Below are 26080 nucleotides of genomic sequence, written 5' to 3'. Positions count from 1 at the left end.
ATGCTTGAGATCAAGAACCTGCACGCCCGTATTGCCGAAGATGGCACCGAGATCATCCGTGGCCTGAACCTGACCGTCAAGGCAGGCGAAGTGGCTGCCATCATGGGGCCGAACGGCTCCGGCAAGTCGACGCTCTCCTACATCCTTTCCGGCCGCGAGGATTACGAAGTGACCGAGGGCGAAGTTTTGCTGAATGGTGAGAACATCCTCGAACTCGATCCGGCAGAGCGCGCCGCAAAGGGCGTCTTCCTCGCCTTCCAGTATCCGGTGGAAATCCCGGGAGTCGCCACCATGCAGTTTCTCAAAGTCGCGATGAACGAGCAGCGCAAGGCACGCGGCGAAGCGGAGCTGACGACGCCGGACTTCATCCGCCGCGTCAAGGAAGCTGCCGAGCAGCTGAAGATCGACCAGGCCATGTTGCGTCGCCCGCTGAACGTCGGCTTTTCCGGCGGTGAGAAGAAACGCGCTGAAATCCTGCAGATGGCACTGCTCGAGCCTAGTCTCTGCATCCTCGACGAGACGGATTCGGGTCTCGACATCGACGCGCTGAAGATCGTCGCCGACGGCGTCAACGCGTTGAAGTCGCCGGATCGGGCGACCATCGTCATCACCCATTACCAGCGCCTGCTCGACTACATCGTTCCGGACACGGTCCATGTTCTTTACAAGGGCCAGATCATCCGCTCGGGCGACAAGGCGCTTGCGCTTGAACTGGAAGCGAATGGCTACGCCGATATCATCGGCGAAGCGGCTTGAAGCCCGCGGGAAGGATGTTGTCATGAACATGCAGACGACAAGCCGGCTGACAGTGGCCGAGACGGCTCTGATCGAGGCGTTTGCCCAGCAGATCGGCGAACTGCCCGGCGACGGCGCCGTTATCGGTACCCGCGACAGGTTGCTGGACGACTTGAAGAAGTCGGGTCTGCCGACCCGCCGCATCGAGTCCTGGCATTACACCGACCTCAAGACGCTGCTGAAGAGCATCCCCGATGCGACCGCAGTGGCTGCGATCGACCCGATCGCGCCGCTCGTTGAAGGTGCGACCATCCTGTCGGTCCTGCAGGGATCGGCAGATACCAGGACTACGGTCGAAGGTGTCGATCTCGCATCCTTCAAAGAACGGCTTGCGGATGGCTCAGCGGTTTCAGGTCTGACTGCGCGCGGCAGCGACGATGCGATTGGCCGCATCAACGGCAGTTTTGTGCGTGATGGCTTTGCGCTGACCCTGCCTGCCGATCTTCAGCTGGAAGAGCCGATCGAGCTTCAGACGCTGCATGCAGGTGGACAGATCCATACGCGCTTTCCGGTTTCCTTCGGCGCACGCTCCAGGGCAACGATTATCGAGCGTCACCAGACGGTGACGGGCGAGGCGGCCTTTGTGTCCTCCATCAGTGACATCGTTGTTGAAGAGAGCGCCGAGGCGACCTGGATCATCCTGCAGCAGCAGGGTGCCGCCGACACGCATCTCGGCCAGATCCGCGTCCAGCTCGGCACCGGTGCCAAGCTGCGTCTCTTCGTGGTCAATGCCGGCGGCAAGCTGGTGCGCCAGGAATTGCGGATCGAAGTGGCCGGCGAGGGCGCCGAACTCATGCTTCGCGGCGTCAACCTGCTGGGCGGCGACAGCCATACGGATGTGACCTTGGTGCTCGGTCACAACGTGCCGCATACAAATTCCACCGAGACAATCCGCAATGTCGTGTTCGATCGCGCCAGCGGCGTTTTCCAGGGTATGATCCGGGTTGCGCCGGATGCCCAGAAGACCGACGCGAAAATGGCCTGCAACACGCTGTTGATGTCGGACGACGGCGACTTTTCCGTCAAGCCCGAGCTGGAAATCTTCGCCGACGATGTCATCTGCGGCCACGGCGCGACCGTTGCCGATATCGACAGGAACCACCTGTTCTACCTGATGGCGCGCGGGGTTCCGGAAAACAAGGCCCGGGCGATGCTGGTCAATGCCTTCGTGGCCGAGATTGTCGAAGAGCTGGAAGACGAAAAGCTGGTCGAGGCCTTGGAAAACGTCATCTCGATCTGGCTCGAAACACACGCCTGATAAGGGGACCTCGGCATGGACCACACGACACCTGCAACGAGTTATGACGTGGACGCGATACGGCGGGATTTTCCGATCCTGTCGACCATGGTGCATGGCAAGCCGCTGGTGTATCTGGACAATGGCGCCTCCGCTCAGAAGCCGCAGATGGTGATCGACGCCATCAGCCACGCTTATTCTCATGAATATGCCAATGTCCATCGTGGCCTGCATTATCTTTCCAATGCTGCCACCGATGCCTATGAGGCCGCACGCGAAAAGGTGCGGCGGTTCCTCAATGCCGGTTCTGTCGATGAGGTGGTCTTCACCAAGAACTCCACCGAAGCGATCAACACCGTCGCCTATGGCTGGGGCATGCCCCATATTGGTGAAGGCGATGAGATCGTCCTGACCATCATGGAGCATCACTCCAACATCGTCCCCTGGCATTTCATTCGCGAAAGGCAGGGTGCCAAGCTTGTTTGGGTGCCGGTCGACGACGAGGGTGCCTTCCATATCGAGGACTTCGAAAAGTCGCTGACGGACAAGACCAAGCTCGTCGCAATCACTCATATGTCCAATGCGCTTGGAACGGTGGTGCCGATCAAGGAAGTCTGCCGCATCGCGCATGAGCGTGGCATTCCGGTGCTGATCGATGGCAGCCAGGGCGCCGTGCATATGCCTGTCGATGTGCGCGACATCGACTGCGACTGGTATGTCATGACCGGCCACAAGCTTTACGGTCCGTCAGGGATCGGCGTGCTCTATGGAAAGGCCGACCGGCTGAAAGAGATGCGTCCGTTCCAGGGCGGCGGCGAAATGATCGTCGACGTCACCGAAGACGTGGTGACCTACAACGATCCGCCGCATCGGTTCGAGGCGGGCACGCCGCCGATCGTCCAGGCGATCGGGCTCGGCTATGCTCTGGATTACATGGACAAGATCGGGCGTGAAGGAATTGCCCGTCATGAGGCGGACCTGACCGCCTACGCGACTGAGCGGCTGCGTGCCATCAACTCGCTGCGGGTGATCGGCAATGCTTCGGGCAAGGGGGCGATCTTCTCCTTCGAGCTTGCCGGCATCCATGCGCATGACGTGTCGATGGTGATCGACCGCAAGGGCGTGGCTGTCCGGGCCGGCACGCATTGTGCCATGCCGCTCTTGAAACGCTTCGGCGTCACCTCCACATGCCGGGCATCGTTCGGCATGTACAATACGCGTGCCGAAGTAGATGCGCTGGCCGATGCGCTCGACTATGCGCGCAGTTTCTTTTCCTGAGGATTTTGCCATGGCCATCGACGAACAGATTCCGAAGTGGGACGCCCGGGAAGGGATCATTCAATCTGCTATTCCGGCAGATGAGCTGGCACGCCTGAGCGACGATGTAATTGCCGCGCTGAAGACGGTCTATGACCCTGAAATTCCGGCAGACATTTTCGAACTCGGCCTGATCTACAAGATCGACATCGAAGACGACCGGATGGTCAAGATCATGATGACATTGACGGCGCCCGGCTGCCCGGTTGCCGGGGAAATGCCGGGCTGGGTGGAAAATGCCGTCGGCTCCGTCGAAGGGGTGTCGGGCGTCGAGGTCGAAATGACCTTCGATCCGCCGTGGACCCCGGAGCGCATGTCCGAAGAGGCGCAGGTCGCCGTCGGCTGGTATTGATCGGTTCACATTGACCGATTAGATTGAACCGTGAAGCGGCGGGCCTTGAACCCGCTTGTGGAAGGAGAATGGCCCATGGGCTTTGCAGTGATGACCATGACCGATGCCGCAGCGGCACGCGTCAAGCAGATCGTCGCTACCTCCGGAGCCGATGCCAAGGGCATCCGCGTCGGGATCAAGAAGGGCGGCTGCGCGGGCATGGAATATACCATCGACATGGTGGCCGAAGCCAATGCCAAGGACGACCTGATCGAGCATGAGGGTGCCAAGGTGTGGATCGAGCCTTCTGCGGTTCTCTACCTGCTCGGCACCCAGATGGATTTCGAAACGACCAAGATGCGGTCGGGCTTCACCTTCGTCAATCCAAATCAAACATCCGCCTGCGGCTGCGGTGAATCGGTGGAACTGAAGCCTGCTGATCTCGCGGCTCTCGCCAAACAACGCGAAGCGGAAGCGCACGCCTGATCGACTGACACCGCGACTCCCGGGGTTTTTCATCAAGTAGAAAGATAGGTGAGGAGGGTTTCCATGGCCCTTCTCGCAGCGTCCTGGTCGCCACCCTGGATGGCGCGGATCACGGCCACATGCCGTGTCACCGACTGGTCCATCCGGTCCACCGAGGCGGTCGAAAACCAGAGCCGTCTTGAGTGCGTCCGGAGCGGCGCCAAGGCGGCGCTCAGGAAACGATTCGGGCAGGCGTCCTCAAAGATCTCGTCAAACACTCTGCCGGCATCGACGAACCCAATCAGGTCATTCGTGGCTGCCGCAGCGCTCATCGCCCTGGCGCACTCCACCAGCGCCAGGCGCTGATCGGCGTTCGCGTGAGCGGCGACCAGAGCCGCTGCCAGGGGTTCCAGCTGTTTCGTGACCTGCATGATCCCTTCATGTTCGCCGGCAACGATCTCCGCGATCTGCAGACCCGCCCGCGGCCGCACCACGATTAATCCCTGCCATTCCAGCTTCTGAACAGCTTCCCTGACTGGCGTGCGGCCCTGACCCGTCAAGGCAATCAACTGCTTCTCGGTCACCAGAGCACCCGGCCTGAGCTCCATTGTCACGATCAGTTTCTCGATCTTCCTGAATGCCTGCTGGCTGAGCGAATTGGCGGTCAGCGTCTCGATCTCCTGCAAACTGATATATCAGCCACCGCGGGTTCTACGGATGGTCGTATTTATCTGATATATCAGAGAGATTCAATTCGGTCGAGTATCATCGCGAGGCGGACAGGAAAATAATCCTGGTTCTGGTCTGGGAGAAGTCGGTGTTGCGACGTAGTCGCCAGATGGCATCGGACACCTGCTTCTCAGGACACCCGATGCCCGTCCCGCCTTACTCGTGACGCAGCGCTTCGATCGGATTGAGCTGTGCGGCACGGCGCGCCGGGAAGTAGCCAAAGATCATGCCGATCGCCGCCGAGAAGGCGAAGGCGAGCAGCACGATGGTCGGGCTGACGACGAAGGGTACATCGAGGAGGGACACGACCGCGTATGCAAGCGCTAGTCCCGTCAGAATGCCGGTCACGCCTCCGAAGATGGACAGCATGACGGCTTCCACCAGGAACTGCGTCAGGACCTGGTTTTCGAGTGCTCCGATCGCCAGACGGATGCCGATTTCGCGGGTTCTTTCGGTCACCGAAACCAGCATGATGTTCATGATGCCGATGCCCCCGACCAGGAGGCTGACGGCGGCCACGGCGCCCAACAGGCCCGTCAGCAGGACGGTCGTTCCGGTCATTGCCGCTGCGATCTGTGACATGTCATTGACGGAGAAATCGTCCTCACGGCCGATGCCGATGCGCCGCCGCTCCCGCAGCAGGCTCTCGACATCCGCTTGGACTTTTGCTGTAGATATGCCGTCCTGCGCCGACAAAATGATGCTGCTGATCGTCGTCGTGCCGCCGATCCGCCGCTGGTGCAGCTTCAGCGGCATGACGACCGTATCGTCCTGGTCGTCGCCCATGCCCGACTGGCCTTTGACGGCCAGTACGCCGACGACCGGGCAGGACACATTGCTGACCCTGATATTCTGCCCGACAGGATTCGCAGCCCCGAACAGTTCCTTGCGCACCGTCTCTCCGATGATGCAGGCAGCCCGGCTGCCGCGGTCCTCATTCGCGAGGAACTGCCGGCCGAGGGCGAGATCCCAATCCTGCGCGATCAGATAATCACCGGTGGTTCCGATCACGCTGGTGGAATGGTTGGCGCCGCTGGCAATCACCGTGGCCGTACCGCGGTTGATCGGAGCCACGGCCCTCAAGCCGCTCACCTGCGCCTGAATGGCCTCGACATCCTTGTCGGTAAAGCGTTTCGCTTCCGTGCTGGCGCGTCCCGGTCCCCATTGGCCCGGCCGCACAAACAGGGTGTTGGTGCCCAGCCGGGACAGCTCGTCCTTGACCTTGGCGGTTGTGCCATTGCCGACCGTCACCATGGCAATGACGGCGGCAACGCCGATGACCACGCCGAGCACCGTCAGGAATGAGCGGAGCATGTTGCGGCTGATTGCGCGCCAGGCCAATTTCGCCGTTTCAAAGAACATGGTCGTGCTCCTTCGCCTGCGCCTGATCCGAGGCGAGATGGCCATCGACGAAGCGCAGCAGGCGCTTGCCATAGGCGGCGATGTCCTCTTCATGGGTGACCATGATGACGGTGATGCCGTTTTCGCGATTGAGCCGGGTGATCAGCTCCATGATCTCGACGCTGGTCTTGGTGTCGAGGTTGCCGGTCGGCTCGTCCGCAAGCAGGACGGCCGGGTCGGTGACGATCGCGCGTGCAATCGCCACGCGTTGCTGCTGGCCGCCTGAAAGCTCCTGCGTGGTATGGTGTTCGCGGCCTTTCAGCCCGACCTGCTCAAGCGCGGCCAGTGCCAGGCGCCGCCGCTCGCGATGATCCATGCCCCGGTAGACCAACGGGAGTTCGACATTTTCCACGGCCGAGGTGCGGGCCAGGAGATTGAACCCCTGGAAGACGAAGCCGAGCATATGCCGCCTCAGCAGGGTCAGCTGCGCCCGGCTGAAGCCGCTGGTCGGGATGCCCTGGAAGACATATTCGCCGGATGAGGGAAGGTCGAGGCCGCCAATAATGTTCATCGCGGTAGACTTGCCGGATCCGGACGGACCCATGATGGAAACGAACTCTCCAGCTCGGATGGAAAGGTCGATCTTGTCCAGCGCGCGGATGGTCGCTTCGCCGCGTCCGTAGAATTTGGAAACTTGCTGGAAGGCGATGAGCGAGGATCCGATCATGGTCGGCCTCAACTGCTCTGCGCAACAGCATCGGTGATGAGCTGGTCGCCATCCTTGATCTCACCGGACTTGAGCACGGTAAACTGCCCGTCCGTCGGACCTGTCTCGACGCGAACCCGCTGCGGCGCACCGTTTCTAAGCACCCAGACGGCCCGCCCTTCGCTGCTGTTCTGCTCGCCGCCAGCGCCACGGTTGCCCCGCGGGCGAGGGGGCGCAAATAGCCGTGAGAGGAAGCTGCCGCGCGGGCCGGATCTGGCAGCCGGCGAATAGCGCAAGGCGGCATTGGGAAGGAGTAGCGTATCCGACACCGACTGCACCGTAATATCGGCAGTCGCCGTCATGCCTGGCCGCAGCAGGAGATCGGCATTGTCGACGGTGAGGATCGCCTTGTAGGTGACCACGTTGGACACGGTTTCGGACGCGAAGCGCACGGTCTGGATGGTGGCCGGGAAATTCCGGTCCGGATAGGCGTCAACCGAAAAGCGCGCCGCCTGGCCCTCCCGTACTTGACCGACATCGGCCTCGTCGACCGCCACCTGAAGCTCCATGAGCCGTAAGTCTCCGGCAATGGTGAAAAGAACCGGTGCATTGAGGGAGGAGGCGACCGTCGCGCCGGGATCAACATCCCGCGTCAGCACGATGCCGTCGATCGGCGAGAGGATCTTGAGCTTGGCGAGATTGACTTCGGAAAGCCTGAGGCTCGCTTCTGCGGACAAGACTGCGGCTGCATTGATTTCCTTGGTGGCAAGAGCAGATTCATAGGTGAATCTTGCGGCGTCTAGCTCCTGTTGGCTGGAAATCCGGTTGCTGACCAGGCCGGTCAAACGATCCAGCGAGGTCTTGGCCGATTGGGCTTCCGCCTCGGCCTTCAAGACATTGGCTTTCGCTGAGGCGAGTTCGGCGCGGGCGCTCTGAACATCTGCCTCCTGCTTGTTGGTATCGAGTTCGGCCAGAACATCGCCGGCCTTGACCGCGCTGTTGTACGAGACATTAACCCGGCGCACCGTTCCCGAAAGCTCGCTCGATATGTCCACCTGATCCGTAGGCTGAACCGATCCGGTCGCCGTGACGATGACCGAGAGGTCGCCCCGCTTGGCCGGCAAGGTTGTGTAATCGTATTGAGGGCCGTTGCCGGCCGTGTAGAAATAAACTGCGGCGGCTACGCCCAATAGCAGAACCATCACAATCGGCCAGATCAGCCAGCGGCCGCGGCGCCTGGTCTCTCCCGAAGCGGAAAGAATGGCAGCAAGATCAGGTGCATCCGCTTTGGTTGCGGGACTGGGGCTTAACTGGCCGGGATTGTTCTGGACGTTCAAGTTTGACCTCAAGATCATATCACTGCATGAAGGAAAAGCGCCGGATCGCAACCTTGAGGGCTGGTGGGAGCGATCCCGACATCAGCAGATGCCACGAAAACAACCGGCGGCATACTTAAATGTCGGTAAGGTTGTTCCGCTGCCGAGGTGGCTCGGAAAGCTCTCTCAGCGAGACGCGACACAATCAGGCTTGCCCTGCATCTATCTGCGGGCTGACGCGTTATGGGAAGCCAACAAAGGAGTTTTACAATGGTCGATGCAGCCAAAATCAAGGAACATGCCGAAGTCATCGGCGCCGACGGCGTTCATGTCGGCATCGTGGATCATGTCGAAGGAAACCGGATCAAGCTGACCAAAAGTGACAGCGGTCAAGGCAGCCATGAGGGGCACCACCACTTCATTCCGCTCGAACTGGTAGCGGATATCGAAGGCGACAAGGTGCGCCTTTCCGCCAATGGAGACGTGGCAGTCTCGTTCGAAGAAGAAGAGGGCGGCAAATCCGTCCACTAACGATCAATGGCCGGTGCCTCCAGGAGGTGCCGGCCTAATTCGTAGATCTTCATGTTTACTGCGCCGAGGCCGGCACACCAAAACGTTCAGGAAGGAACGCCGTCTCTGTCTGTGGCCCATCCAGCCTCGCAGACTTCGACGACGGCTCGCCAGACTGGCCGATAACAGTCAGTGTCAAGAGCCCGCCTGCGATGGCCGATATCAATGCGATCAAAGCATTTCTCATAATCATGGCAATCACTCCTTCGTCTTTTCCGAAACCTGCTGGATGGAAGAACGTTCCTCGATCTGTGTCGACTTGCGTTAGAATGCTGGATGCGATCAACCCGTTGTGACGCCTGTCCTGTCGAGGCTAATTCATCGCTGAGAGCTCGCTTGGTGACGCCAGGATCTCGTCGCCTCCAATGCCTCGGTCGAGATATTTAATCGCGGCAATGCTCAGCACTGATCCGACAAGAACAACGAATATAATTCGCATCTAATTCTCCTTATGGCTCTCAAAACACCTAAGCAGCCATAGTAGTTCCGCAGTAATCGCTTATGCGTGATCTGAGGCGTCATTTTCCTTGCACCTTCCGGCTGAGGTGCAGTCGGACCTCGTCTTGGGTGGAACTTTTGACCTGCCGATCATTTTCATCAATGCGCTGCCTTGGCAGTGATCCAGAAGCGAGGAAAAGGTAGCAGTTGATGCCGGGTACCAATACAGTCGCGATGTTTGTCGCATTTGATGAGGATGACCATGGTCAGGCCGTGCCGGCCTTTGCACCGCTACAGGCATCCACGGCAGAAGAAGCGATCCAGTCTGCCGATCAACTGGCGTCTGAGCATGCCGGTGCAGTCGCCTGGACGCGCAGCACGGAGCCGGCCATCGGGGAAATGGGAGAGCCAGTGATCATCTTCCAGCGAGGGCATGTTGGCGACTTCAACTGACAAATGATCCAGTCGCCATTCGACCAATGACCGGGCTACATTGGGGGATTGAGGATCTTGAACGGTCCTGGATTCCGGATGCTCAGTGGCCTTGTCTTTGCTGACGGTCCGACCCTATACAAGGGAGGTGAAAAAGGTACCGCAAATGCAAAGCAATGAGGTCGAAACTCTGATCAATCGCGTCGCGATAGGAGATCGCCAGGCCTTTGCGCTTCTTTATCGTGTGACCAGCCCGAAACTATTTTCGATCTGCCTTCGTATCTTGCGAGACAGGGCGGAAGCCGAGGAAGCTCTTCAGGAGATCTATATCAAGATCTGGCAAAGGGCGAAGACATTTGCCGTCGGGGCAGGGAGCCCGAGCAGCTGGTTGGCGTCGATCGCCCGGAACCATTCGATCGACACCATCCGCTCACGCAAGCCTGTGGCCGAGGACATTGCCGACCAATACGACTTGGTCGACGAAACGGTAGCAAGCCCGGAGCAGCAGGTCGTCATCATCGACGAGGGGCGCCGGATCGCACACTGTATGGAACAGCTCGATGCCTCACATGCGCGCGCGGTGCGGCGAGCCTATGTGGAAGGTTTGAGCTATCTCGAACTAGCCGACGAATTGCAGGCGCCCATCAACACGGTCCGCACTTGGCTGCGGCGGAGCTTGATGAAACTTAGAGAGTGCATGGAACGATGACGTCGAGCGGCCAGAACCAGGGCGGCGGACCGCAGGACGAGATCCTGGCGGGTGAATACGTGCTCGGCGTGCTGTCGTTACCCGCGCGCCGGCTCGTCGAACAGCGCATGGTGCAGGATGCGCGTTTCGCCCGGATCGTACAGCGCTGGCAGGCGGATCTCTCGAGTTTCAATAGTGACTATGACGAGCAGGTGCCGCCGAGTGCCGTGTTTGCGCAGATCGAGCGGCGTCTCTTCGGGAACATGGAGCAATCGTCGCGATCGGGCCTCTGGCATTCTGCCGTCTTCTGGCGCTCGCTTTCATTCGTTACCTCCGCGGTGGCGATCGTCGCCTTGTTTTACGCGGCGACATCTATCCCTGGCAGGCAGCCAGCGGCGCCGCTGGTGGCGGAACTGTCGGCGCCCGGCAGCTCGATCAATCTGCTCGCATCCTACGATATAGCAAGTGGCCGCTTACGGATGACACCCGTTGCCGCGGGCCGGCCGGAAGAAAAATCGCTCGAGCTCTGGCTTGTGCCCGAGAGCGGCAGCCCGCTGTCGCTCGGTGTGCTGCAAGCGGGAATTGACGGTGAAATGCTCGTTCCGGCAGACATGCGTGAGCGCATCGCCGAGGGATCGACGCTTGCCGTCACACTTGAACCCTTCGGCGGCTCGCCGACCGGCCAGGCGACCGGCCCAATCGTCGCAAGCGGCTCAGCTCGCCGGCTCTGAATCCGCCGATCGAGTTGGAATGATGATTTATTCTGGTGCCGCCTGAAACGGATGGCGGTCGCCAGCCGTATGAGCTTGCAGGCGGTCCTTATTCCGTCGTTCCATGAATTCGAGCACGAATGTCCAACAGCATCCTGCGCCATATCCAATTCCTCTTCCTCGTATTCGCCGTTATGGGCAGTGTCATCAGTATCAGCCGCAGCGGCGAACTGGCGGACGGCGAGTTGCGCATCGACATTGGCGGCTTCGAGCTCAACAGCCTGCTCGTGCCAGCACAAAAAGGCGCTGATCTGCCGCCGATCGTTTTCCTTCATGGTGCAAGCGCCAATCTTTACGACCCCGTCCTGTCCTTCCGCGCCAAGCTGGAGGGGCGTGCGACCATGCTTTTTGTCGACCGGCCGGGCCATGGACGCTCCGATGCAGGAGGATCTGAAGACATCTATCCCGACGGCCAGGCGGACAGCATCGCCCGGCTGATGGAGAAGCGCGGAATACCCAAGGCCATCATTGTTGGACATTCTTTCGGCGGTGCCATTGCGGCGGCCATTGCATTGCGCCATCCGGACAAGGTGATCGGCCTGGTTTTTCTTTCGCCCGCCGTTTATCCGTGGCCCGGCGGCGTGGCCTGGTATTATGATGCGGCGCGACGGCCGGTGAGCGGGACCTTGTTCAGCGCCATCCTTGCCCCCAGCATCGGCCTCTTTGCAATGAACCGGGCCATTGCCGGCGTCTTCGCACCCAATCGCCCGCCGCCTGGCTATAGCAGCAAAACCAAGGCCTGGCAGGCCCTCCGGCCGGCAGCCTTCCGGCATAATGCGCAAGAGATCGCAGGGTTGAGCAAATGGGCGGAGACTGCATCGAGGCATTATGGCAGGATCAAAGCGCCAACGGTGATCATCACCGGAGATGCGGACCAGATCGTTTCCCCTCAACTGCATGCGAGGCAGCTGACGCGCGCCATTCGCGGCTCGCAGCTTGTCGTGGTCCATAATCTCGGTCACAAGTCGGATTACGTTGCCGCGGATCTTGCGATCGCAGCCATCGAAAAGGTTGCGGGGCGCGATCGTGATCTTCATGCAAAGGCGGTCCAGCTTGAACGGCAGATCGCCAACGATCGTTGATCTGTCTCCCAGTCGGACTGGCAGTCGGATCTAGCTTCCTTCGCGGTAACGACGCCTGTCGCGCCCTTCGTCCGAGGGCTGCCGGTCTTCAGGCAGTTCGCTGCGCATATGATCGATCACCTGGAGCAGGGCCTCGGTGCAATCCCGCAAAGGTTCTCCCGTCGGGCATTGCAGGTCTATCTTCGACTGGCCGGCTTCGATGCGGAAACGTGCGCCGCGTTCCTCGGGCAATTGCTCCCTCGATGCGTCTGCTCGCCAGTTCTCCTGCCGTTCGGACCGGTCGTCGGCTCGTGCCGCTTGCTTGTCACCCAGCCCCCTTTCATACCGGGGCGGGTTCCGCGACGACATGTCGACCACCGACTGCGCGGCTGCGCCTTGAGCCAGAAAAGCAAAGGCGACCACGCCTAGTGTCAGACTTCTCTTCATGATTTCGCTCCCGTGATTGGCGCACCATCTGATCGGAACGGCATTAAATTCTACAGACACGATGGGGAGATCAACAAGAAGGACGAGCAACAGATCACGGCTATTGCAAACAATCTAGCGTACCGGCCACTATTAAAAGACCCGGTGAAGCTTCTGATCATTCAGCAGAGGCCTTGGCACTGTATGCTGCACGCAATGCTAGTATCATTCCTGCTTCGGGGCTCGCAGGCCTAAAGATCGGCGTCTATCAGCACTCTTTTGTGCCTCGGGATCTACTCGTAGATGTTCTCGAAGGCTACGGCGCATTGGTCGTTGCACTTGGTCGTTCCGATCATTTCATCCCGGTGGATACCGAGGCTGTGCCACCAAAAATGCTCAACCCTCCTTCGGACGTGGGCGGCTGACTGCACGCTGGGTGCAATCGTTTCGGCAGACGGAGATGGTGACCGACCTCTTGTTGCGGACGAGACTGGTGCATTGATGCGAGGCGACTTCCTTGGCCTCATAAGTGCTACTTCCTCGGCGCACCCGTCGTCGTAACTCCGGTTACGTCCAATTCCGGCCTGGACACGCTCGGCAATTCGAGGTTATTCGGACCAAAGTAGGCTCACCCTTTGTGTTAGCCGAAATGGAGAACTGTTTGCGGCGCCGGCAGAAAGGCGTGATTGGATTTAAGACCAATGGGGGGTACAATCATTGCTTCAGATTTTGACATCCAAGGCCGAATCTTGTCGCCGCTTCCAACGCGCGATAGCGTCCTACCAATCCTGCCGGCGTTTTTCACCGCGGCTCGAAGAAAACAGACGTTGTCACAGCTCGCTGCGTCTTACATTCTCCCATTCACTGCCGCCGATCGACTAGAGAACTTTGATAGGACAAAAAGTGCAGCACTCATGGCGCGCCTGCACCACTCGGACTACAATTTGCAAGGTTTTTTCGCTCCTCTGTCAGAAGTTATAGATGTCAACAAGGTGAATGGATTACGAGTAACCTTGGCGGAGGGAGAAATTGTTCACGTGCGCACGTCTGTTAACGCTCCGGAGATGCGTTGCTATGTAGAAGCACGCACCGAGCAGGCGGCGATGGAGCTCCTACAGCAGACTGCTGGCCTCATTCGCCAATGGGCAGAAAGCAGCTACCCTGACGCAGGTTTTAGGTTCGAGGACTAATGACTGGCTGACCGGGTTGTTTCCGTGATCTTGGCAGGAGGCAAGGGCACCCGTCTGTGGCCCTTATCGCGCGCCAGCTCACCAAAGCAGTTCATTCGTTTCGGCAGCAATAAAACATTGTTCCAAGAAGCCCTCGGCCGAGTATCCAACTTGTCTTCTACGAGCCTCCCCTTGTGGTTACTAATGAAGAGTTTCGTTTTCTCGCCGCAGAGCAGGCTCGGGCAAGCCGAGTTATGTTGTCCGCTGTTCTTTTAGAGCCCGTCGCACGAAATACCGGTCCTGCGATCGCGGCCGCGGCTGCGTTCGCACTGGAGCGCTTCGGTGAGGGCGCAATATTAAAAGTGCTAGCGTCGGACCATGAAATTGCAGCCGACGGTGCATATTTCGACGCCATGTACCAAGCACGCGCAACGGTACTCTGTAAACTCGTTGCTATCGGGATCAATCCGACGGAACCGGCGACAGGCTACGGTTATATCCAATTTGGTGAACAATTGACTTCTGGCGCCTATAACATCGAGAGATATGTCGAAAAACCCACTCTTGAAGAGGCCGAAAAAATGTTGGGGGAGGGGAACTCCGTCTGGAACTCTGGCATTTTCATGTTCTCTGCTAGACAAATATTCAACGAATAGGAAAATTTGCCCCAGTCGTAAGCGATTCTGCTGCTAAGTCCGTTGCCAATGCTTCGCGCGATCTCGATTTTTTACGGGCGGATTCAGCAACCTTTGCATCTAGCCGAGACACATCGATCGACTTTGCCGTGATGGAGAAGACGATCGATGCCGCTGTGGTGCCCTCGACCTTTGGTTGGTCAGATATGGGCAGTTGGGATGCCGTTTGGAAAATGAGTAAGCAGGACGAGGCTGGCAATGTCACTTCTGGGCATGCGACAGTCCTGAATACTAAGAACTCGTTAGTGATATCTCGCACCTGCCATCTTGCGGTTCAAGGGCTTAATGGTGTTGCTGTCATCGCGAGCGAAGATGCGGTATATGTGGGTCGGCTGGACGAAAGCCAACATGTCCGCGATCTTGTCAGGCTTCTTGCTGCAGAGAAAGATACCGCAGCGTTAACTCAGACTCATCCTACTGCCTATCGGCCTTGGGGCGGCTACACTTCCGTACTTAACGGCGACCGATTTCAGGTGAAGCGGTTGTTCGTCACGCCTGGAAAAAAACTTTCGCTCCAGACGCATCAGCATAGGTCTGAGCATTGGATCTGCGTGAAAGGTACCGCCGAGGTCACAGTCGGGGATGATACTAAGATCCTTCGTGAAAATGAGTCCGTCTTCATTCCACAGGGCCAAGTTCATCGTCTTGCTAATCCAGGCAAAATCGTGCTTGAGATGATTGAGGTGCAGACCGGCTCTTATCTTGGCGAGGATGACATCACCCGCATAGACGATGAATATGGACGCAAGTAAGCAGCTGTAGAAGATGTCATCTTCAACGCGTTCCGCTAGCCATCGGTAAAATTTGAACAGCGGGTCATCTTTGTTCCGCGGCATGAATGAAGAAGAACCAGGTTAGCCCTGTAGATAGTGAAAGCTGAATATGCTGGTACCAGTCATTGGCCCTCCAGGGGCTTTCACTGAGCTGTTGATCCAAGCAGTCGCACGTAGCATGGACGAGGCAGGAAAACCGTGGTCCCGGCATAAGGCCGATTCACTTGAGGAAATAGCGCGAATTTGTACATTTTCAAATGAGCCTTTGCTGCTCGTCGAAAGCACGTCGCCCGACGCAAAACTTCTGGTGCACCTAGCAGATGCACGGATTCCTGTGCTTATCGCCGCGCCGCATTTCTTGCCTCTGTTGGCCATCAAGCTGCAGGCCGAAGACGGGGACGTCCTGTCTTGCTGGCGCCAGCTTTCTGAAGAGACTGCGGTTCTGATCACGGCCGCAGCCAACGAAGCGGCAATTATTATCCGTCCAGCGGACGTGCAATCCCGCTCCACACGCACTGTCTCGTTTTCAGCTTGGGAATTGGCTGAACCGACTTTCGAGCGGGCCGCCAGCTTCTGTCCGGATTCGACACTGTTATCAACTGAAGAAGAGCTAGGAGCGCTGCATGGGCTTCTAGCAGATCTTCCTCCGGAGATAATGCTTTATTGTCAAGCCATGGAGGAGCGGCTGCTGGGGCGAGAACTCCGTGTCCCGATTCCGGTTACCGGCTTAGTCCTCTCTGATGATTTCACGCCGTTCCTCGGAGATATGGAGGTTGTAGGAGAGCCACGTGGTTTACTTTGCGGACCGTTCGTCAGGCTTCCTACGGGATCGTGGACAGTCAGAGTCGCTGTCGAAGTTTCCGAAAGCATCCTTGGCGCAGCGTGGGTTGCTGACGTCTTCGTATACAAAGACAATGCCGGAGTAAGTCACGCGAGATTAGATGGCTTTGCCAGCAGCGCGACGCACCTCGAAGTCTCGATGTCATTCGTAGTGCAAGACCCCCATGATCCATATGAGTTCAGGTTTGCATTGAGCGATACGTTGCTGACAAAAGGGACTCTGCAGGTAGCTTCGATCATCGTTGAATCACAGAGCTGATCTCATGTCGGAGTGCACAGCACGTTGATCGGATCTACAATATCCTCGTAGTCATCGATGTTACTGTGGTTGATTACACGGCCAAGCCGACCGTGTTCGAATTCCTCAACCTTGTATTGAAGGTCAGTCCATCTGGCGACCAATTCTCGAGCCGACCTACCGCCTGTGTTGCGAAGCCCACACGGAAAGAGTTCGGCCAGCACCAGCGGTCGATGTTCACCGAGCAACTTGCTGCCACCTTCAAGCACCTGGCATTCATAACCTTCAACATCAATTTTCATGAAGTTGATCCGTCTTTCGAACGTAAAGGAGTCAAGGCGACGAAGAGATATAGAGATGCCGGCACCCGCAGACTTACTGACGTAAGCCGCACCAACGTTATTGGTGCCCGTGAGATGGTGCAGAGACCCGGGTGTGTCGGCATCAGCAAGCCCAACTTCGTGGACTACACAGATATCTTGAAAGCCATTATCCGTGATCGACCTCCTCAACATTCTGTTCACCGTCGGATTAGGTTCGAAAGAATGTATTTCTCCCGTCGACCCAACCGCTCTCGCGGCCTGTAGCGTGTAAACGCCTACATTGGCCCCAATATCTAGCATAGTGTCCCCAGAATTTAGCATATCCGTCATGAAGTGGGCTTCGCGAACCTCCCAGTCCTGATGCAAGACGCCGAAAGAGACCTGGCTGTCATGTAAATTGACCCAGATGCGCAGCCCCATGTATTCTGTACACACCCATTTTTCCTCAGCAAAAAGCGGTACTTTGTCCCGTATGTCCCAGCGAAAACGGTCTGAATTCAAAAGTAGGATCGCAGCTTCTCGAATATCCCCACATGCTTCCAGCTGGCTCAGCGGCGTTAAATGGTCAGTAGGCCATCCAAACAACGCGAAGTGTAGGCTGTCTAGCTGCTGTTTAAAGCTAAAGCTGCTCATGCTCCCCTCAGGGCTAGTGTGATACGGCAACAGTTGAACAGCCGCAATTTTTGCAGACACCCTCGCGTCAAGTTTTGCGCTACTTCTCGAACTCGAAGGGCGATAGCATCCCGTTTCTCACCTGCTTGCGCTTCGGGTTGTAGAACATTTCGATGTAGCCGAACCCATCCTGGCGAGCTTCATCGCGTGAACGATAGACCCTGCGACGTATCCGCTCTCGCTTCAGAAGATTGAAGAAGCTGACGGTAACTCGGCATTATCGTCGATCAACAGGAACCTTTGTGCTTGTACCTTTGCTTGCGCCGGACCCCGCCCCTCGGCGACAGTTGAGGGTCAGGCATGTGTCCTATCACGATTATAACTAACTCCGCAAATTGCCGTCCATCGAGCCGCTCCCGACTTCTTGCACCATTTTCAGCGCAAAGGTGTTAGGAGAACTCCTTTGTTCCGGTTCAGCTAAATTCCATAGATCCCAAACAGCACGTTCTTGAGTTTTGTTCATTAGTTGAATTGGTTTCGATGCCATTCAGCCTCTCAATTGCTCCGAAGTAATGTTGACATGATATAGATTTATAGGACATCCATTTTGCGTAGGACTTTGTGGACTTTCTACCTATAAATGTACTGACAAAAAAAGGGCTGGATGCCCGAAATGGGGAACTAGCTGCGCTGTGATACAACATGAGCTTCTCGGGTTGGCGGTCGATGGGAACAGCGGGATCCGTACCGTATTCGGCTTTCAGTTTAAGAAGTGGAAACACGATTTCCTAAGGCAGGCACTGCCTCATCTGCACTTCGAATTTGCTCCCATGTATTTAAGTGCGGAAGAGTTTGGCAGGGAATGGGAGCCGAAGATTAAAGCATGCGAATCGCCGGCCATTTTTCTTTGGGGGATTGATAGGTGGGGGTTTTACACGCAACTTGCGGCGGATCTCCAGATGCCCATATTTTTCATTGAAGACGGCTTTATTCGGTCCGCAAATCCTCACGCCAGCCAAGCGATTCCATTGTCGTTAACCATCGACGACGTGGCACCTCATTTTGACTGGAAGAGACGGACGCGGTTGCAGCGGATCTTGAGCGATTACAACTTTCGAACGGATGAAGCGCTACTTTCACGGGCTAGGGCAGGAATTGCGCGACTATGCGAGAACGAGATATCTAAGTACAATGGAGGCGTCTATAGGGAGTTGCCGACCTATCTGAATAGTTCGCGCAAAAAAGTTTTAGTTGTTGGGCAAGTAGAGAATGACGCGGCGGTTATGTACGGCTCGAAGGTCGCCCACACCAACAATGAGTTAGTTCGTCTTGCTGCTAAGGAAAATCCCGAAGCTGAAATCATCTACCGAATTCACCCAGACATTATCTTCCGTGTTAGGGAGGCGCGAAGCCGGCCTGAAGACGTTGCGCACCTCTGCCACATCATGGCGGAAAATATACCTATTTCAAAGGTCCTCCAATGCGTGGACCATGTCTATACGATAACCTCACTGGTTGGATTTGAAGCCCTTATACGGGAAAAGTTGGTAACTGTCCTTGGGCGGCCCTTCTACGCTGGATGGGGTTTGACGGACGACAGACAAGAAGGTTCAGAACGACCGCGAAAACTTGGACTCATTGAGCTATTTGCCGGAGCGTATCTTCTTTATCCGCGATATTTTTCGCGGAATGGATCTCCGATTGAGTTCGAGGACGCGCTTCATCTGCTGGAGTCAGACCTGCAAGGGCGTACTTCGGAAACCTGGAAAGATCCGAGACCTCATATATTCAGCGTAGCCGAGTGGGGCCTACGCAGTCCACTCGGCTTGCTCGGTTGGAGATACCTGCTGCGCTTCATTTTAGATCCTTACATCAAAAAAGTAGCCAGCGCCGAAGACCTAGTGGAGTTCCGGCGAGACCCTGGCCTTTTCTTTGCAGAGCTCCAGTCTTCGAGACTGCGTCAAATTGGGCGCCTTCTTTTTCCTCCTGAAAGATGAGCAGACGGACCGGGATTATCTGTGAGATTTAGCGGCTTCTTCTCGTGCGATGTCTAGTCGCCTGACTGATACTGTTCCATCAAATATAGCTTTGGTAACAAAAAGCCTAATTTCAAGTGGAGTGTTTGGGTCGTCGTTGCTGAAGGACAAATCGATGGTCCAAGACGACCTCTCTCCAGTCTTAACTTCTGACCGAGCAAGCTCTTTGACTTGACCGTCCTTAAGTCGTACTACATCCGCCATCCAGGGTACACCGCGCAGGTTGCTTGAAGTTGCTAGCTCGAGCGTGGCCACCCATTGTCCGATCGGCAACCTCACATAAGGTCCACAGAATAAGCCGCGGGCGCGGCCTGTGACATCGATGGCGCCTTCCAAAGGCTGAAGGTCACTGATCTGCGTGAGAGTGTTCAAGGGAATGGAGAGATAGTCGAGACCGGAGATAAGGCCGCGATCCAGTTCCAGCACAGAAGATAGGATCTGTTCCTTGTTCCAGGGTGCGATTTTCTTCCAGAGAGGCTCTAGTTGGGACGGGTGATAAGACATTGACAGGTCGTTTTTGCTGCTAAACTCGTTGGCGCCTTCAAAATACGGAGGCGGATCGAGATGCCAAGTTCGAGCGATCTTCGCTGCAAGATGAGAGTACGCCTCAAATGGTACCGGTCTCACGAGAGAGATGCGCGGGGCCGCCGCCAATCCCATCAGGCCACTGAATTCAGCTGTAGTACCACGCCAAGCTTCCAGAGCGTCACCAGATTGAGTAAGCCAGAATGCCAACATAGATGCGCAATGCGGCGCGGCGACTACAGCGGAGATCTGCATCGTCCTAACATGTTGTATCAGGTCGGTTGATGGCTTTCTTGCTACTACGATGACATCACCTTGTGCGGCGACTGCTGCTTTGCCGAGTTCGGTCAGAGACGAGGCATCTACCAAGTCATGCTCGACACGATTGTGGACCAGGGCGGCGGATAAAGCGGTAGCACAAACTTCTGTAAATGAACCTGAGGTCCCAAAAATAATGTAGATCATAAAGAAATCAACCTACTGTAGAAGCAGCCGTTAATCGACTTTCCGCGCCGACACCGCTATCAATAAAACTGCACATTATCATCGTCATCGAGGTTTACATGTTCGCTCTGAACGAGCTCACTATCTTAGTGCACGGTCCTGTCACAGCAGGCAACTTAGAAGAGGTTCTAAAATCAATTGAAATGTGGCGGGAGGCATATCCAGGCGCTTACCTACATTTTGCGGCGTCTATGATTGAGCGAGATGTCAGCGCTATAGAGATGCAGTTTTGGCAACAGCAGCATGTCTCCGAGCTGGAAAAGCGCCGAAAGCTTGTAATTGATCAAGTCAGCCAAGCCGTAGACCATTTTTCTGTCGCGGATTACCAAGCTCCAATCGCACCTCTGAAATTCGACGACAAGGTTAATAACACAAATAAGATGATTGCTACCGTAAAGGTCGGCCTTGAAAATGTGTCGACCAAATTCTGCCTCAGAATACGTTCCGATATGATGGTAGCGAACATCTTAGCATGTGAGGAAGATTACAAGTTCCTTGCACAGCAAGCGGTGGTGCCTGACTTGTTTAATCAACAAGTTGTCGTTGCCCCCTTTTTTACACTTAACCCTTTCTTGCTTGAACGCCTCCCGTACCACTTCTCGGACTGGCTTAACTTTGGACAAACTGCAGACATCAGGAAGCTTTGGGATGTGAGTCCGGTGAGTGAAATTGATGCTCGTCATTACCAGATGTATCCGCATGCTTCACACTCGAACGTCCTAGAGCGCGAGTTCAGATCGCGTTTCACACCGGAGCAGCATCTGGTTAGCCGTATAGCATCCCACAACGGGTATAAGAAACTCGACCACCACAACGAGGCGGGCATGGAGATCGAAACGCTAGAGGTCCTAAGGCGAAATTTTATCGTTCTTGATCACCAGCGGACGGGTATGACTAACCCAAAATACGACCGCGTCAAGAGTATGGTACAAACCCGGTTCCAGTGTTTAACAAACAGGGACTGGCGGATTATAGTAGCTGACGGCCCAGCCAAGTTCTCAGAAACACTCGCCTGGAAGAAGTTTGTGGTGTGGTGCTACCTCAACCTGAAGCCAAAGCTTGCTTGGTCTCGCCTGCGCCGGACTTTACCGATGCGTCTATTGTGGTGGATCTTCTAATAAGCTTAGAAGGAAGCCACTCAACCGAAACTAGGGTTCCTTCAAAGAGCGTTGTAGATATCCAACGCGACATCAAGGTCGTAAAAAACTTTAGCCATACCCGAGTGCAGGACTAATGCAGACGAGCAGTATTGCCTTAAAATGTGCCCGTCGTGCGAAATCAAGATGAGAGAGCGGTTCTTATCCCGCTCGAACAGCTCTTCTTGGCACTTTCTGTGGAAGCGCTGGTCCCCAACAAAGATGACTTCATCGACCAGATAGCAGTCAAACTCGATTGCAAGCGACAGCCCAAAGGCCAGCCTAGCACGCATACCGGACGAATAGGTTTTTACAGGCTCACGAAGGAACTTCCCGAGTTCAGAAAACGAAGTCACGAAGTCGTTAACTTCTTCAATATCTTTGTTATAGACGCGGGAAATGAATCTGATGTTGTCATAACCGGTTAGACTACCCTGAAAACCGCCGGCAAGACCGATCGGCCACGACAGCGACATTTTCCGTTCGACGCGCCCCGAGGTTGGTCGTTCTACGCCGGCGAGTATCCGCATCAAGGTTGATTTGCCCGCTCCGTTTCTCCCAAGTACCGCCATCCTTTCACCTGTACCTATCGAGAAATTGACGCCTTTCAGAACAGGGTGCGGTCCTTGACGTGAATGATAAACTTTTTTCAGATCGATTGCGGCCAGCACTTCAGTTCCTTCAGATCCACCCGTTAGCTTTTACTCAACTTCGACATAGCGGCGAGCATCTTTCAGAAGGAAGAGACCTGCTACAGTCACAAGAAGGCAGAAGTAAAAAGAAGTGACAAGGTTATAATGCACAGTCACCGTGTCGCCGAAATACCCGCCCCGGATTAGTTCTACGGCAGAGATCATCGGCATAAGGGCAGCAATGTCGTGCATCGATGGAGTTAGCCAATCCACCATAAAGAACGTGCCTGATAGGGGGATCGTGATGTAGGACAAAGGCTGCCATATTTTTTCTGTCAGTTCGCTCCTCTCACTGAGCGAGCCTACGAGTATTGAGACAGATACAGTGATCCAGACGTAGAGCCCCCAGCCAAGCAACATCAAACTGACGTCTCTTGGGGCCTCCACCACACCGAAGATCCAAAACGCGAAGCATGAAATGCTGAAGGCTGTTATCGTACTAAGTACCTCAAGTACGATACGTGCTGTGTACATTGAAAAAATGGTGACCTTCGAGTGGTAGAGTAGGGCGGAGTTGGCTTGCATGCACCGCATTATTCTGGCGGTTGTGTGCCGGTACATTAGAAGAGGCATATAACCGGTGAGGAGAAATGGCACCAGTGCGACGGCTATCGAATGCTCGCTCTTTATGATGGTCCAGAGCAAAACGACGGCGCAGCAAAACAGTATGGGTTCAACAATGATCCAGAGGAAGCCGATGTTATCTCGACCAAAACGGGTGTATAGTTCCCGCATCAGGAGCGCGAAGACCACTCGAGGCATTGCTCGAATTGGTGACTCAAGATGGCTTTGTTCTGAGCTCAATCCTTATGTTCCCGCGCATTGACATAGAGAAGCCAACCCATTGCATAGACCAAAAACAATGTGATGAAGACGGTAAGCACGGAAAGGAAGCGTTTTGGCTCTAGAGCATCATCGACAAGGTTTGGCTTTACTACCGGCACCAAGTAGACCTGTTTTCGCATCAGCTCCATTCGGGCTTTCTCGAAGTTTGCCTTGGCCGAAACAAGCGTCTGGTTCGCGAGTTCGCTCTCAAGTTTAAGACGCTCGTACTCTTCAAAAAAAGAAACCATAGACTTCCCGTTGCCAACGACGCGTGCTTGTTCATCAGCTATGGACTGTTCTAAGCTCTGGATGCGCGTGGACAGGACTTTTTTCTCAGGCGAACTTGCGTTGAGTTGATTGATTGAAGACAGCCGTGTCTGCGCTTCTATCAGTTGTTTCCGGAGGCCGTCAGCAGTTGCGAGATAGCTTTTAGCTACGGCCTCCGGATCCAAAACCGCTGTCTGAGTCCTAAAGGTAGTTAACAAACCCTGACTTTCCGTCAGCCGTTTTTCAGCTAAACGGACATCGTCTCTGGCGTAGGAAAGCGCGTCGCTGAGCGCCTGCTCACTCATGCTGTTCACGAACTCCTGAGCCTGCAACAACAACTTCGATACAACTAATTGTGCGCTGTCCGGAGCGAATGCGCGCGCTGTGATTGTCGAGATGCCTGAAGAGGGGTCATACTTTACGGTGACCAGATTCGAATAATATCTAAATAGGTCTTCTCTCGTCTCGCCACGGTAGAGACTTGGGAAGCGCATCAGCGGATCAACTTCCTCTTTTCCGACAATCGAAGTAAAGGCCCCGTCTGCATCCAGTGCATCCAAAGCATTACGCGACTCGAGATAATCGACAGCTGCGTAAGCGTCTCCACCTGTGCTTGCGCTTCCAACGGACAATGCTTGCAACATGTTGCCTAACGGGTTGGTTACTGCCCCTGAACTATCCCTCACGATGAATCTGCCCTCAGCAACGTAGATGTCGGAGGCAATGAAGAAGAAGTATGCCGAAGCCGCAGCTGTCGGAAGAAGGACAAGCAGCGTGAAGAGCAACTTGGCACCCGTGATCCGAGGGCTTTGGGTGCGACCTTCAACCGTTACATCAACGCCGGATCTTCCAGTGCGTACGGCGACAGGTGAGCTCCCATGAAGGGGTAAAGGGGTCTGGATCGTGGGTGCCTTGTGGTGGAGTTCGGTCATTGGGTTCGCTTTTGCTTCTCGTTATCACAACGAAGATCGTCGAGAGGTTGGTCAACGGAGCGTGGAGCATCGACATTGTGCATCAGCATAAGGCCAAAACCTCAGAGCCCAAGTTCGCCATTGCCGTCACGCTTAAGCAGCAACTGATACTCGTCCGGTGTGCCAGAAAACAATACGTCTTCCGCATCGACAAGGTTGTACCGTATCTTTCGACCGTCTGCGATGAGGACATTGTAAAGTGGTGCAACGTAACGCTCGCCACCTTGCAGTTCACGCGGGTCTGCACTTTCAGTTGAAGCATAAGCTTGGAGAAAATCGGACGTTCTACTAAAGTAGTATAGCCCGGTGGAGCAAAGGTTCGAGACGCGCACTTTTTCCGTAACCTGCTTAGCTAAATTCTCGAGAGGGCTGGGATCCACAAAGGACCAATGATTACCCTCACCCTCGAACACCTCAAGATAGCCATCACAATGCCCATCATTTACGAAATCTGGAAGCTTAAAGTCAGGTCTGATTGTGTCGATGTTAAAGATGATGAGGGGGTCGTCTCGTTGTTCCGGAAGCGACCGTGCCCCAATTGCCACTGTTTCAGCTTGTCCACTGGTCGGTGCATCCAAACAGATCAGTTGACAATGTTCCTTAGGTATTCCAAGGCGAAAAACCTGTTCTTCAATAAAGGAGCCGGTTTCGTATATATTTCGATAAACAAAGACAAATGTCTCCGTTATAAAATACTTTTTGAAACCTGCGACGGTATGATGAAACAGGGGACGACCAGCGAGATCGAGCATGTATTTTGGTTGGGTATAGCCAGCCTTCAAGAAACGGCTGCTTAAGCCAGCCATTGGAAAAATAATCACAGCTTGTGTCCTTATTGAGGTGCCGTTGTACCTATAAGCTCGTAGATTTCCCTTTCGCTCAAGGCCACAAACTCACTAGGCCTAATTGCCTTATCGTCGACGTAGAATCCGCTGTGTCCGCACCAGGGTTTCCCAACGAATATTTCGTCATAAGGAATGTCATGTTGTTGCAGCCAGTCGATTATGCCCGGTAACGTGATCGCGTTTATTTCGCCGAGATTGGAACCATATGTTCGCATGTTCCGTGCGGTGTAGATCGAGATTGAAAATCCTTTTTCTCTATATCGCCGTATAGCGTCCACGACATCGGCGCGGGGCTTAAGCTCACTATAAGCGACATCAGGTTCGCTCCGGGTGATGGTATCATCAAGATCGATTACAACTCTTTTCACTAGTTTTTCCTTCAGGCACCAAATTCCGTTGCAGTTCTTTCATAGCCCTAATCGACGGCTAAAGCGGTGACTTGCCTCTTCCACTCCAAGCCATCCAGCGGATGGATCAGCGGAGCGTTGAGATTAAGTTCGCGAAACGCCGGGATGTCAGACAGGATCAATGGAATACCCAGGGCAGCGGCCTCAAGTGCTGGAATGCCAAGCCCTTCGACAAATGAAGGAAACAACAACCCCTTTGATCCTAGCAAGAGCGCAGTCACCTCCATATCTTGTAACCCTGTGTATTCGTGAACAAGGTGCTGAATAGGGCGGCAACGCTCAAGCATGTCTATTATGTTTTCATTCTCCCAGCCCCGCCGACCAATGATTACTAAATGAATGTCCTTTTTCTCTTGGGCCAGCTCCCTCCAAATGTTGAGAAGGAGAAGGTGATTTTTTCTTGGCTCGATAGTGCCTAGCGCCACAAAGTAGGGTCCGGCTGGTCGCGGTACCGATGGTAATGGGGAGCCATTTGACCGAGCCACTACTGCCGGCATTGCGACATGAATTTCACCGATCGATTGGTTTGTATGTTCAAGGTAATCTTGAAGGCAACTTCTTGTATAAAAGGAATTGCACGTAACATCGCATAATGGGCTT

At 55.4% G+C, this 26080-nt stretch carries 29 protein-coding genes and 2 pseudogenes; 16 read left to right on the top strand and 15 right to left on the bottom strand.

Annotated elements, in window-relative coordinates:
• The 5 genes from sufC (at position 1) to sufA (ending at position 4166) form a co-directional block, all read left to right on the top strand.
• Positions 1–756, top strand: a complete 756-nt coding sequence (gene sufC, locus E2F50_RS06775) for a Fe-S cluster assembly ATPase SufC (protein WP_133315336.1) — start codon at positions 1–3, stop codon at positions 754–756.
• A 22-nt stretch (positions 757–778) separates the two neighbouring features.
• The gene (sufD, locus tag E2F50_RS06770; protein WP_133315335.1) at positions 779–2053 is read left to right on the top strand and encodes a Fe-S cluster assembly protein SufD; all 1275 of its coding nucleotides are present in this window, start codon (positions 779–781) and stop codon (positions 2051–2053) included.
• Between the two features lie 15 nt (positions 2054–2068).
• Positions 2069–3310, top strand: coding sequence for a cysteine desulfurase (locus tag E2F50_RS06765; protein WP_133315334.1), 1242 nt, complete (start codon positions 2069–2071; stop codon positions 3308–3310).
• A 10-nt stretch (positions 3311–3320) separates the two neighbouring features.
• Positions 3321–3701, top strand: coding sequence for an SUF system Fe-S cluster assembly protein (locus E2F50_RS06760; protein WP_133315333.1), 381 nt, complete (start codon positions 3321–3323; stop codon positions 3699–3701).
• A gap of 75 nt (positions 3702–3776) precedes the next feature.
• Positions 3777–4166 carry a Fe-S cluster assembly scaffold SufA gene (gene sufA / locus E2F50_RS06755; protein ID WP_133315332.1) on the top strand — a complete coding sequence of 130 codons (390 nt, stop codon included), beginning with the start codon at positions 3777–3779 and terminating at the stop codon, positions 4164–4166.
• 32 nt (positions 4167–4198) lie between these two features.
• Here sufA and E2F50_RS06750 read toward each other — a convergent pair whose 3' ends face one another.
• The 4 genes from E2F50_RS06750 to E2F50_RS06735 all read right to left on the bottom strand — a co-directional run bounded on the left by E2F50_RS06750 (position 4199) and on the right by E2F50_RS06735 (position 8276).
• A complete protein-coding gene (locus E2F50_RS06750; protein ID WP_281029183.1) occupies positions 4199–4831 on the bottom strand; it encodes a GntR family transcriptional regulator in 633 nt (210 codons plus the stop codon).
• 199 nt (positions 4832–5030) lie between these two features.
• On the bottom strand, positions 5031–6236 hold the full coding sequence (locus tag E2F50_RS06745; protein WP_133315331.1) for an ABC transporter permease: 1206 nt from the start codon (positions 6234–6236) through the stop codon (positions 5031–5033).
• Complete coding sequence (locus tag E2F50_RS06740) at positions 6226–6942, bottom strand: ABC transporter ATP-binding protein (protein ID WP_133315330.1); 717 nt, start codon at positions 6940–6942, stop codon at positions 6226–6228. The genes E2F50_RS06745 and E2F50_RS06740 overlap by 11 nt, the downstream gene beginning before the upstream one ends.
• A gap of 8 nt (positions 6943–6950) precedes the next feature.
• Positions 6951–8276, bottom strand: coding sequence for an efflux RND transporter periplasmic adaptor subunit (locus tag E2F50_RS06735; protein WP_133315329.1), 1326 nt, complete (start codon positions 8274–8276; stop codon positions 6951–6953).
• Positions 8277–8507: 231 nt separating this feature from the next.
• Between E2F50_RS06735 and E2F50_RS06730 the strand changes: the two genes are divergently transcribed.
• Positions 8508–8768 carry a DUF2171 domain-containing protein gene (locus E2F50_RS06730; RefSeq protein WP_133315328.1) on the top strand — a complete coding sequence of 87 codons (261 nt, stop codon included), beginning with the start codon at positions 8508–8510 and terminating at the stop codon, positions 8766–8768.
• A gap of 352 nt (positions 8769–9120) precedes the next feature.
• On the opposite strand, the gene E2F50_RS23510 is transcribed toward E2F50_RS06730, so the two are convergent.
• Complete coding sequence (locus E2F50_RS23510) at positions 9121–9246, bottom strand: hypothetical protein (RefSeq protein ID WP_281029182.1); 126 nt, start codon at positions 9244–9246, stop codon at positions 9121–9123.
• Between the two features lie 209 nt (positions 9247–9455).
• Here E2F50_RS23510 and E2F50_RS06725 point away from each other — a divergent pair, with 209 nt between their 5' ends.
• The 4 genes from E2F50_RS06725 (at position 9456) to E2F50_RS06710 (ending at position 12217) form a co-directional block, all read left to right on the top strand.
• The gene (locus E2F50_RS06725) at positions 9456–9698 is read left to right on the top strand and encodes a hypothetical protein (RefSeq protein WP_133315327.1); all 243 of its coding nucleotides are present in this window, start codon (positions 9456–9458) and stop codon (positions 9696–9698) included.
• 145 nt (positions 9699–9843) lie between these two features.
• Positions 9844–10386 carry a sigma-70 family RNA polymerase sigma factor gene (locus E2F50_RS06720; protein ID WP_133315326.1) on the top strand — a complete coding sequence of 181 codons (543 nt, stop codon included), beginning with the start codon at positions 9844–9846 and terminating at the stop codon, positions 10384–10386.
• A complete protein-coding gene (locus E2F50_RS06715) occupies positions 10383–11096 on the top strand; it encodes an anti-sigma factor (RefSeq protein WP_133315325.1) in 714 nt (237 codons plus the stop codon). Before E2F50_RS06720 ends, E2F50_RS06715 begins: the two co-directional genes overlap by 4 nt.
• Positions 11097–11215: 119 nt before the next feature.
• On the top strand, positions 11216–12217 hold the full coding sequence (locus E2F50_RS06710; protein ID WP_133315324.1) for an alpha/beta fold hydrolase: 1002 nt from the start codon (positions 11216–11218) through the stop codon (positions 12215–12217).
• 30 nt (positions 12218–12247) lie between these two features.
• Here the strand turns inward: E2F50_RS06710 and E2F50_RS06705 are convergent, their stop codons facing one another.
• Complete coding sequence (locus E2F50_RS06705) at positions 12248–12643, bottom strand: hypothetical protein (protein WP_133315323.1); 396 nt, start codon at positions 12641–12643, stop codon at positions 12248–12250.
• Between the two features lie 173 nt (positions 12644–12816).
• Between E2F50_RS06705 and E2F50_RS06700 the strand changes: the two genes are divergently transcribed.
• The 4 genes and pseudogenes from E2F50_RS06700 (at position 12817) to E2F50_RS06685 (ending at position 16358) form a co-directional block, all read left to right on the top strand.
• On the top strand, positions 12817–13047 hold the full coding sequence (locus tag E2F50_RS06700; protein ID WP_133315322.1) for a hypothetical protein: 231 nt from the start codon (positions 12817–12819) through the stop codon (positions 13045–13047).
• Between the two features lie 276 nt (positions 13048–13323).
• Entirely contained in the window at positions 13324–13812 is a 489-nt protein-coding gene (locus tag E2F50_RS06695; protein WP_133315321.1) for a phosphohexomutase domain-containing protein, read from the top strand.
• A gap of 3 nt (positions 13813–13815) precedes the next feature.
• Positions 13816–15238, top strand: a pseudogene (locus E2F50_RS06690) (mannose-1-phosphate guanylyltransferase/mannose-6-phosphate isomerase).
• A 199-nt stretch (positions 15239–15437) separates the two neighbouring features.
• A complete protein-coding gene (locus E2F50_RS06685) occupies positions 15438–16358 on the top strand; it encodes a hypothetical protein (protein WP_133315320.1) in 921 nt (306 codons plus the stop codon).
• 2 nt (positions 16359–16360) lie between these two features.
• On the opposite strand, the gene E2F50_RS06680 is transcribed toward E2F50_RS06685, so the two are convergent.
• Together E2F50_RS06680 and E2F50_RS06675 are read right to left on the bottom strand one after the other, a co-directional pair.
• Positions 16361–17293 carry an FkbM family methyltransferase gene (locus E2F50_RS06680; protein ID WP_133315319.1) on the bottom strand — a complete coding sequence of 311 codons (933 nt, stop codon included), beginning with the start codon at positions 17291–17293 and terminating at the stop codon, positions 16361–16363.
• A 79-nt stretch (positions 17294–17372) separates the two neighbouring features.
• Positions 17373–17543: pseudogene (locus E2F50_RS06675) on the bottom strand (IS3 family transposase); the annotation flags it as partial.
• A 445-nt stretch (positions 17544–17988) separates the two neighbouring features.
• On the opposite strand from E2F50_RS06675, the gene E2F50_RS06670 reads away from it, so the two are divergent.
• Entirely contained in the window at positions 17989–19269 is a 1281-nt protein-coding gene (locus E2F50_RS06670) for a capsular polysaccharide export protein, LipB/KpsS family (RefSeq protein ID WP_133315318.1), read from the top strand.
• A 15-nt stretch (positions 19270–19284) separates the two neighbouring features.
• Here the strand turns inward: E2F50_RS06670 and E2F50_RS06665 are convergent, their stop codons facing one another.
• Complete coding sequence (locus E2F50_RS06665) at positions 19285–20298, bottom strand: hypothetical protein (RefSeq protein WP_133315317.1); 1014 nt, start codon at positions 20296–20298, stop codon at positions 19285–19287.
• A gap of 98 nt (positions 20299–20396) precedes the next feature.
• On the opposite strand from E2F50_RS06665, the gene E2F50_RS06660 reads away from it, so the two are divergent.
• Positions 20397–21455, top strand: a complete 1059-nt coding sequence (locus E2F50_RS06660; RefSeq protein ID WP_133315316.1) for a WavE lipopolysaccharide synthesis family protein — start codon at positions 20397–20399, stop codon at positions 21453–21455.
• 41 nt (positions 21456–21496) lie between these two features.
• On the opposite strand, the gene E2F50_RS06655 is transcribed toward E2F50_RS06660, so the two are convergent.
• The 6 genes from E2F50_RS06655 to E2F50_RS22910 all read right to left on the bottom strand — a co-directional run bounded on the left by E2F50_RS06655 (position 21497) and on the right by E2F50_RS22910 (position 25977).
• Positions 21497–22144 carry an ABC transporter ATP-binding protein gene (locus E2F50_RS06655; protein WP_133315315.1) on the bottom strand — a complete coding sequence of 216 codons (648 nt, stop codon included), beginning with the start codon at positions 22142–22144 and terminating at the stop codon, positions 21497–21499.
• A gap of 30 nt (positions 22145–22174) precedes the next feature.
• Positions 22175–22918 carry an ABC transporter permease gene (locus E2F50_RS06650; protein ID WP_161974051.1) on the bottom strand — a complete coding sequence of 248 codons (744 nt, stop codon included), beginning with the start codon at positions 22916–22918 and terminating at the stop codon, positions 22175–22177.
• 47 nt (positions 22919–22965) lie between these two features.
• Positions 22966–24189 (bottom strand): KpsE/RkpR family capsule polysaccharide export protein, encoded by a 1224-nt coding sequence (locus tag E2F50_RS06645; protein ID WP_133315313.1) that lies wholly within the window; start codon positions 24187–24189, stop codon positions 22966–22968.
• A gap of 101 nt (positions 24190–24290) precedes the next feature.
• Positions 24291–25049: a glycosyltransferase family 2 protein gene (locus tag E2F50_RS06640; protein ID WP_133315312.1), complete on the bottom strand. Its 759-nt coding sequence runs from the start codon at positions 25047–25049 to the stop codon at positions 24291–24293.
• Between the two features lie 11 nt (positions 25050–25060).
• Positions 25061–25441, bottom strand: a complete 381-nt coding sequence (locus tag E2F50_RS06635; protein ID WP_133315311.1) for an HAD family hydrolase — start codon at positions 25439–25441, stop codon at positions 25061–25063.
• A gap of 47 nt (positions 25442–25488) precedes the next feature.
• Positions 25489–25977 (bottom strand): glycosyltransferase, encoded by a 489-nt coding sequence (locus tag E2F50_RS22910; RefSeq protein WP_342635723.1) that lies wholly within the window; start codon positions 25975–25977, stop codon positions 25489–25491.
• Between the last annotated feature and the right edge of the window lie 103 nt (positions 25978–26080).

This window comes from Rhizobium deserti, assembly GCF_004358025.1.
Lineage (GTDB): Bacteria > Pseudomonadota > Alphaproteobacteria > Rhizobiales > Rhizobiaceae > Neorhizobium > Neorhizobium deserti.
This window is presented reverse-complemented; position numbering and strand designations above follow the sequence as displayed.

What these genes read in the sequence shown, in the direction of transcription:
- E2F50_RS06680 (WP_133315319.1), bottom strand. Translation starts at nt 17,293, where the DNA reads ATGAGCAGCTTTAGCTTTAAACAGCAGCTAGACAGCCTACACTTCGCG.
- E2F50_RS06660 (WP_133315316.1), top strand. Translation starts at nt 20,397, where the DNA reads ATGTTCGCTCTGAACGAGCTCACTATCTTAGTGCACGGTCCTGTCACA.
- E2F50_RS06695 (WP_133315321.1), top strand. Translation starts at nt 13,324, where the DNA reads ATGGGGGGTACAATCATTGCTTCAGATTTTGACATCCAAGGCCGAATC.
- E2F50_RS06665 (WP_133315317.1), bottom strand. Translation starts at nt 20,298, where the DNA reads ATGATCTACATTATTTTTGGGACCTCAGGTTCATTTACAGAAGTTTGT.
- E2F50_RS06745 (WP_133315331.1), bottom strand. Translation starts at nt 6,236, where the DNA reads ATGTTCTTTGAAACGGCGAAATTGGCCTGGCGCGCAATCAGCCGCAAC.
- E2F50_RS22910 (WP_342635723.1), bottom strand. Translation starts at nt 25,977, where the DNA reads ATGCCGGCAGTAGTGGCTCGGTCAAATGGCTCCCCATTACCATCGGTA.
- E2F50_RS06715 (WP_133315325.1), top strand. Translation starts at nt 10,383, where the DNA reads ATGACGTCGAGCGGCCAGAACCAGGGCGGCGGACCGCAGGACGAGATC.
- E2F50_RS06760 (WP_133315333.1), top strand. Translation starts at nt 3,321, where the DNA reads ATGGCCATCGACGAACAGATTCCGAAGTGGGACGCCCGGGAAGGGATC.
- E2F50_RS23510 (WP_281029182.1), bottom strand. Translation starts at nt 9,246, where the DNA reads ATGCGAATTATATTCGTTGTTCTTGTCGGATCAGTGCTGAGCATTGCC.
- E2F50_RS06645 (WP_133315313.1), bottom strand. Translation starts at nt 24,189, where the DNA reads ATGACCGAACTCCACCACAAGGCACCCACGATCCAGACCCCTTTACCC.
- E2F50_RS06720 (WP_133315326.1), top strand. Translation starts at nt 9,844, where the DNA reads ATGCAAAGCAATGAGGTCGAAACTCTGATCAATCGCGTCGCGATAGGA.
- sufC (WP_133315336.1), top strand. Translation starts at nt 1, where the DNA reads ATGCTTGAGATCAAGAACCTGCACGCCCGTATTGCCGAAGATGGCACC.
- E2F50_RS06735 (WP_133315329.1), bottom strand. Translation starts at nt 8,276, where the DNA reads ATGATCTTGAGGTCAAACTTGAACGTCCAGAACAATCCCGGCCAGTTA.
- E2F50_RS06765 (WP_133315334.1), top strand. Translation starts at nt 2,069, where the DNA reads ATGGACCACACGACACCTGCAACGAGTTATGACGTGGACGCGATACGG.
- E2F50_RS06730 (WP_133315328.1), top strand. Translation starts at nt 8,508, where the DNA reads ATGGTCGATGCAGCCAAAATCAAGGAACATGCCGAAGTCATCGGCGCC.
- E2F50_RS06685 (WP_133315320.1), top strand. Translation starts at nt 15,438, where the DNA reads ATGGACGAGGCAGGAAAACCGTGGTCCCGGCATAAGGCCGATTCACTT.
- sufD (WP_133315335.1), top strand. Translation starts at nt 779, where the DNA reads ATGAACATGCAGACGACAAGCCGGCTGACAGTGGCCGAGACGGCTCTG.
- sufA (WP_133315332.1), top strand. Translation starts at nt 3,777, where the DNA reads ATGGGCTTTGCAGTGATGACCATGACCGATGCCGCAGCGGCACGCGTC.
- E2F50_RS06725 (WP_133315327.1), top strand. Translation starts at nt 9,456, where the DNA reads ATGCCGGGTACCAATACAGTCGCGATGTTTGTCGCATTTGATGAGGAT.
- E2F50_RS06705 (WP_133315323.1), bottom strand. Translation starts at nt 12,643, where the DNA reads ATGAAGAGAAGTCTGACACTAGGCGTGGTCGCCTTTGCTTTTCTGGCT.
- E2F50_RS06740 (WP_133315330.1), bottom strand. Translation starts at nt 6,942, where the DNA reads ATGATCGGATCCTCGCTCATCGCCTTCCAGCAAGTTTCCAAATTCTAC.
- E2F50_RS06710 (WP_133315324.1), top strand. Translation starts at nt 11,216, where the DNA reads ATGTCCAACAGCATCCTGCGCCATATCCAATTCCTCTTCCTCGTATTC.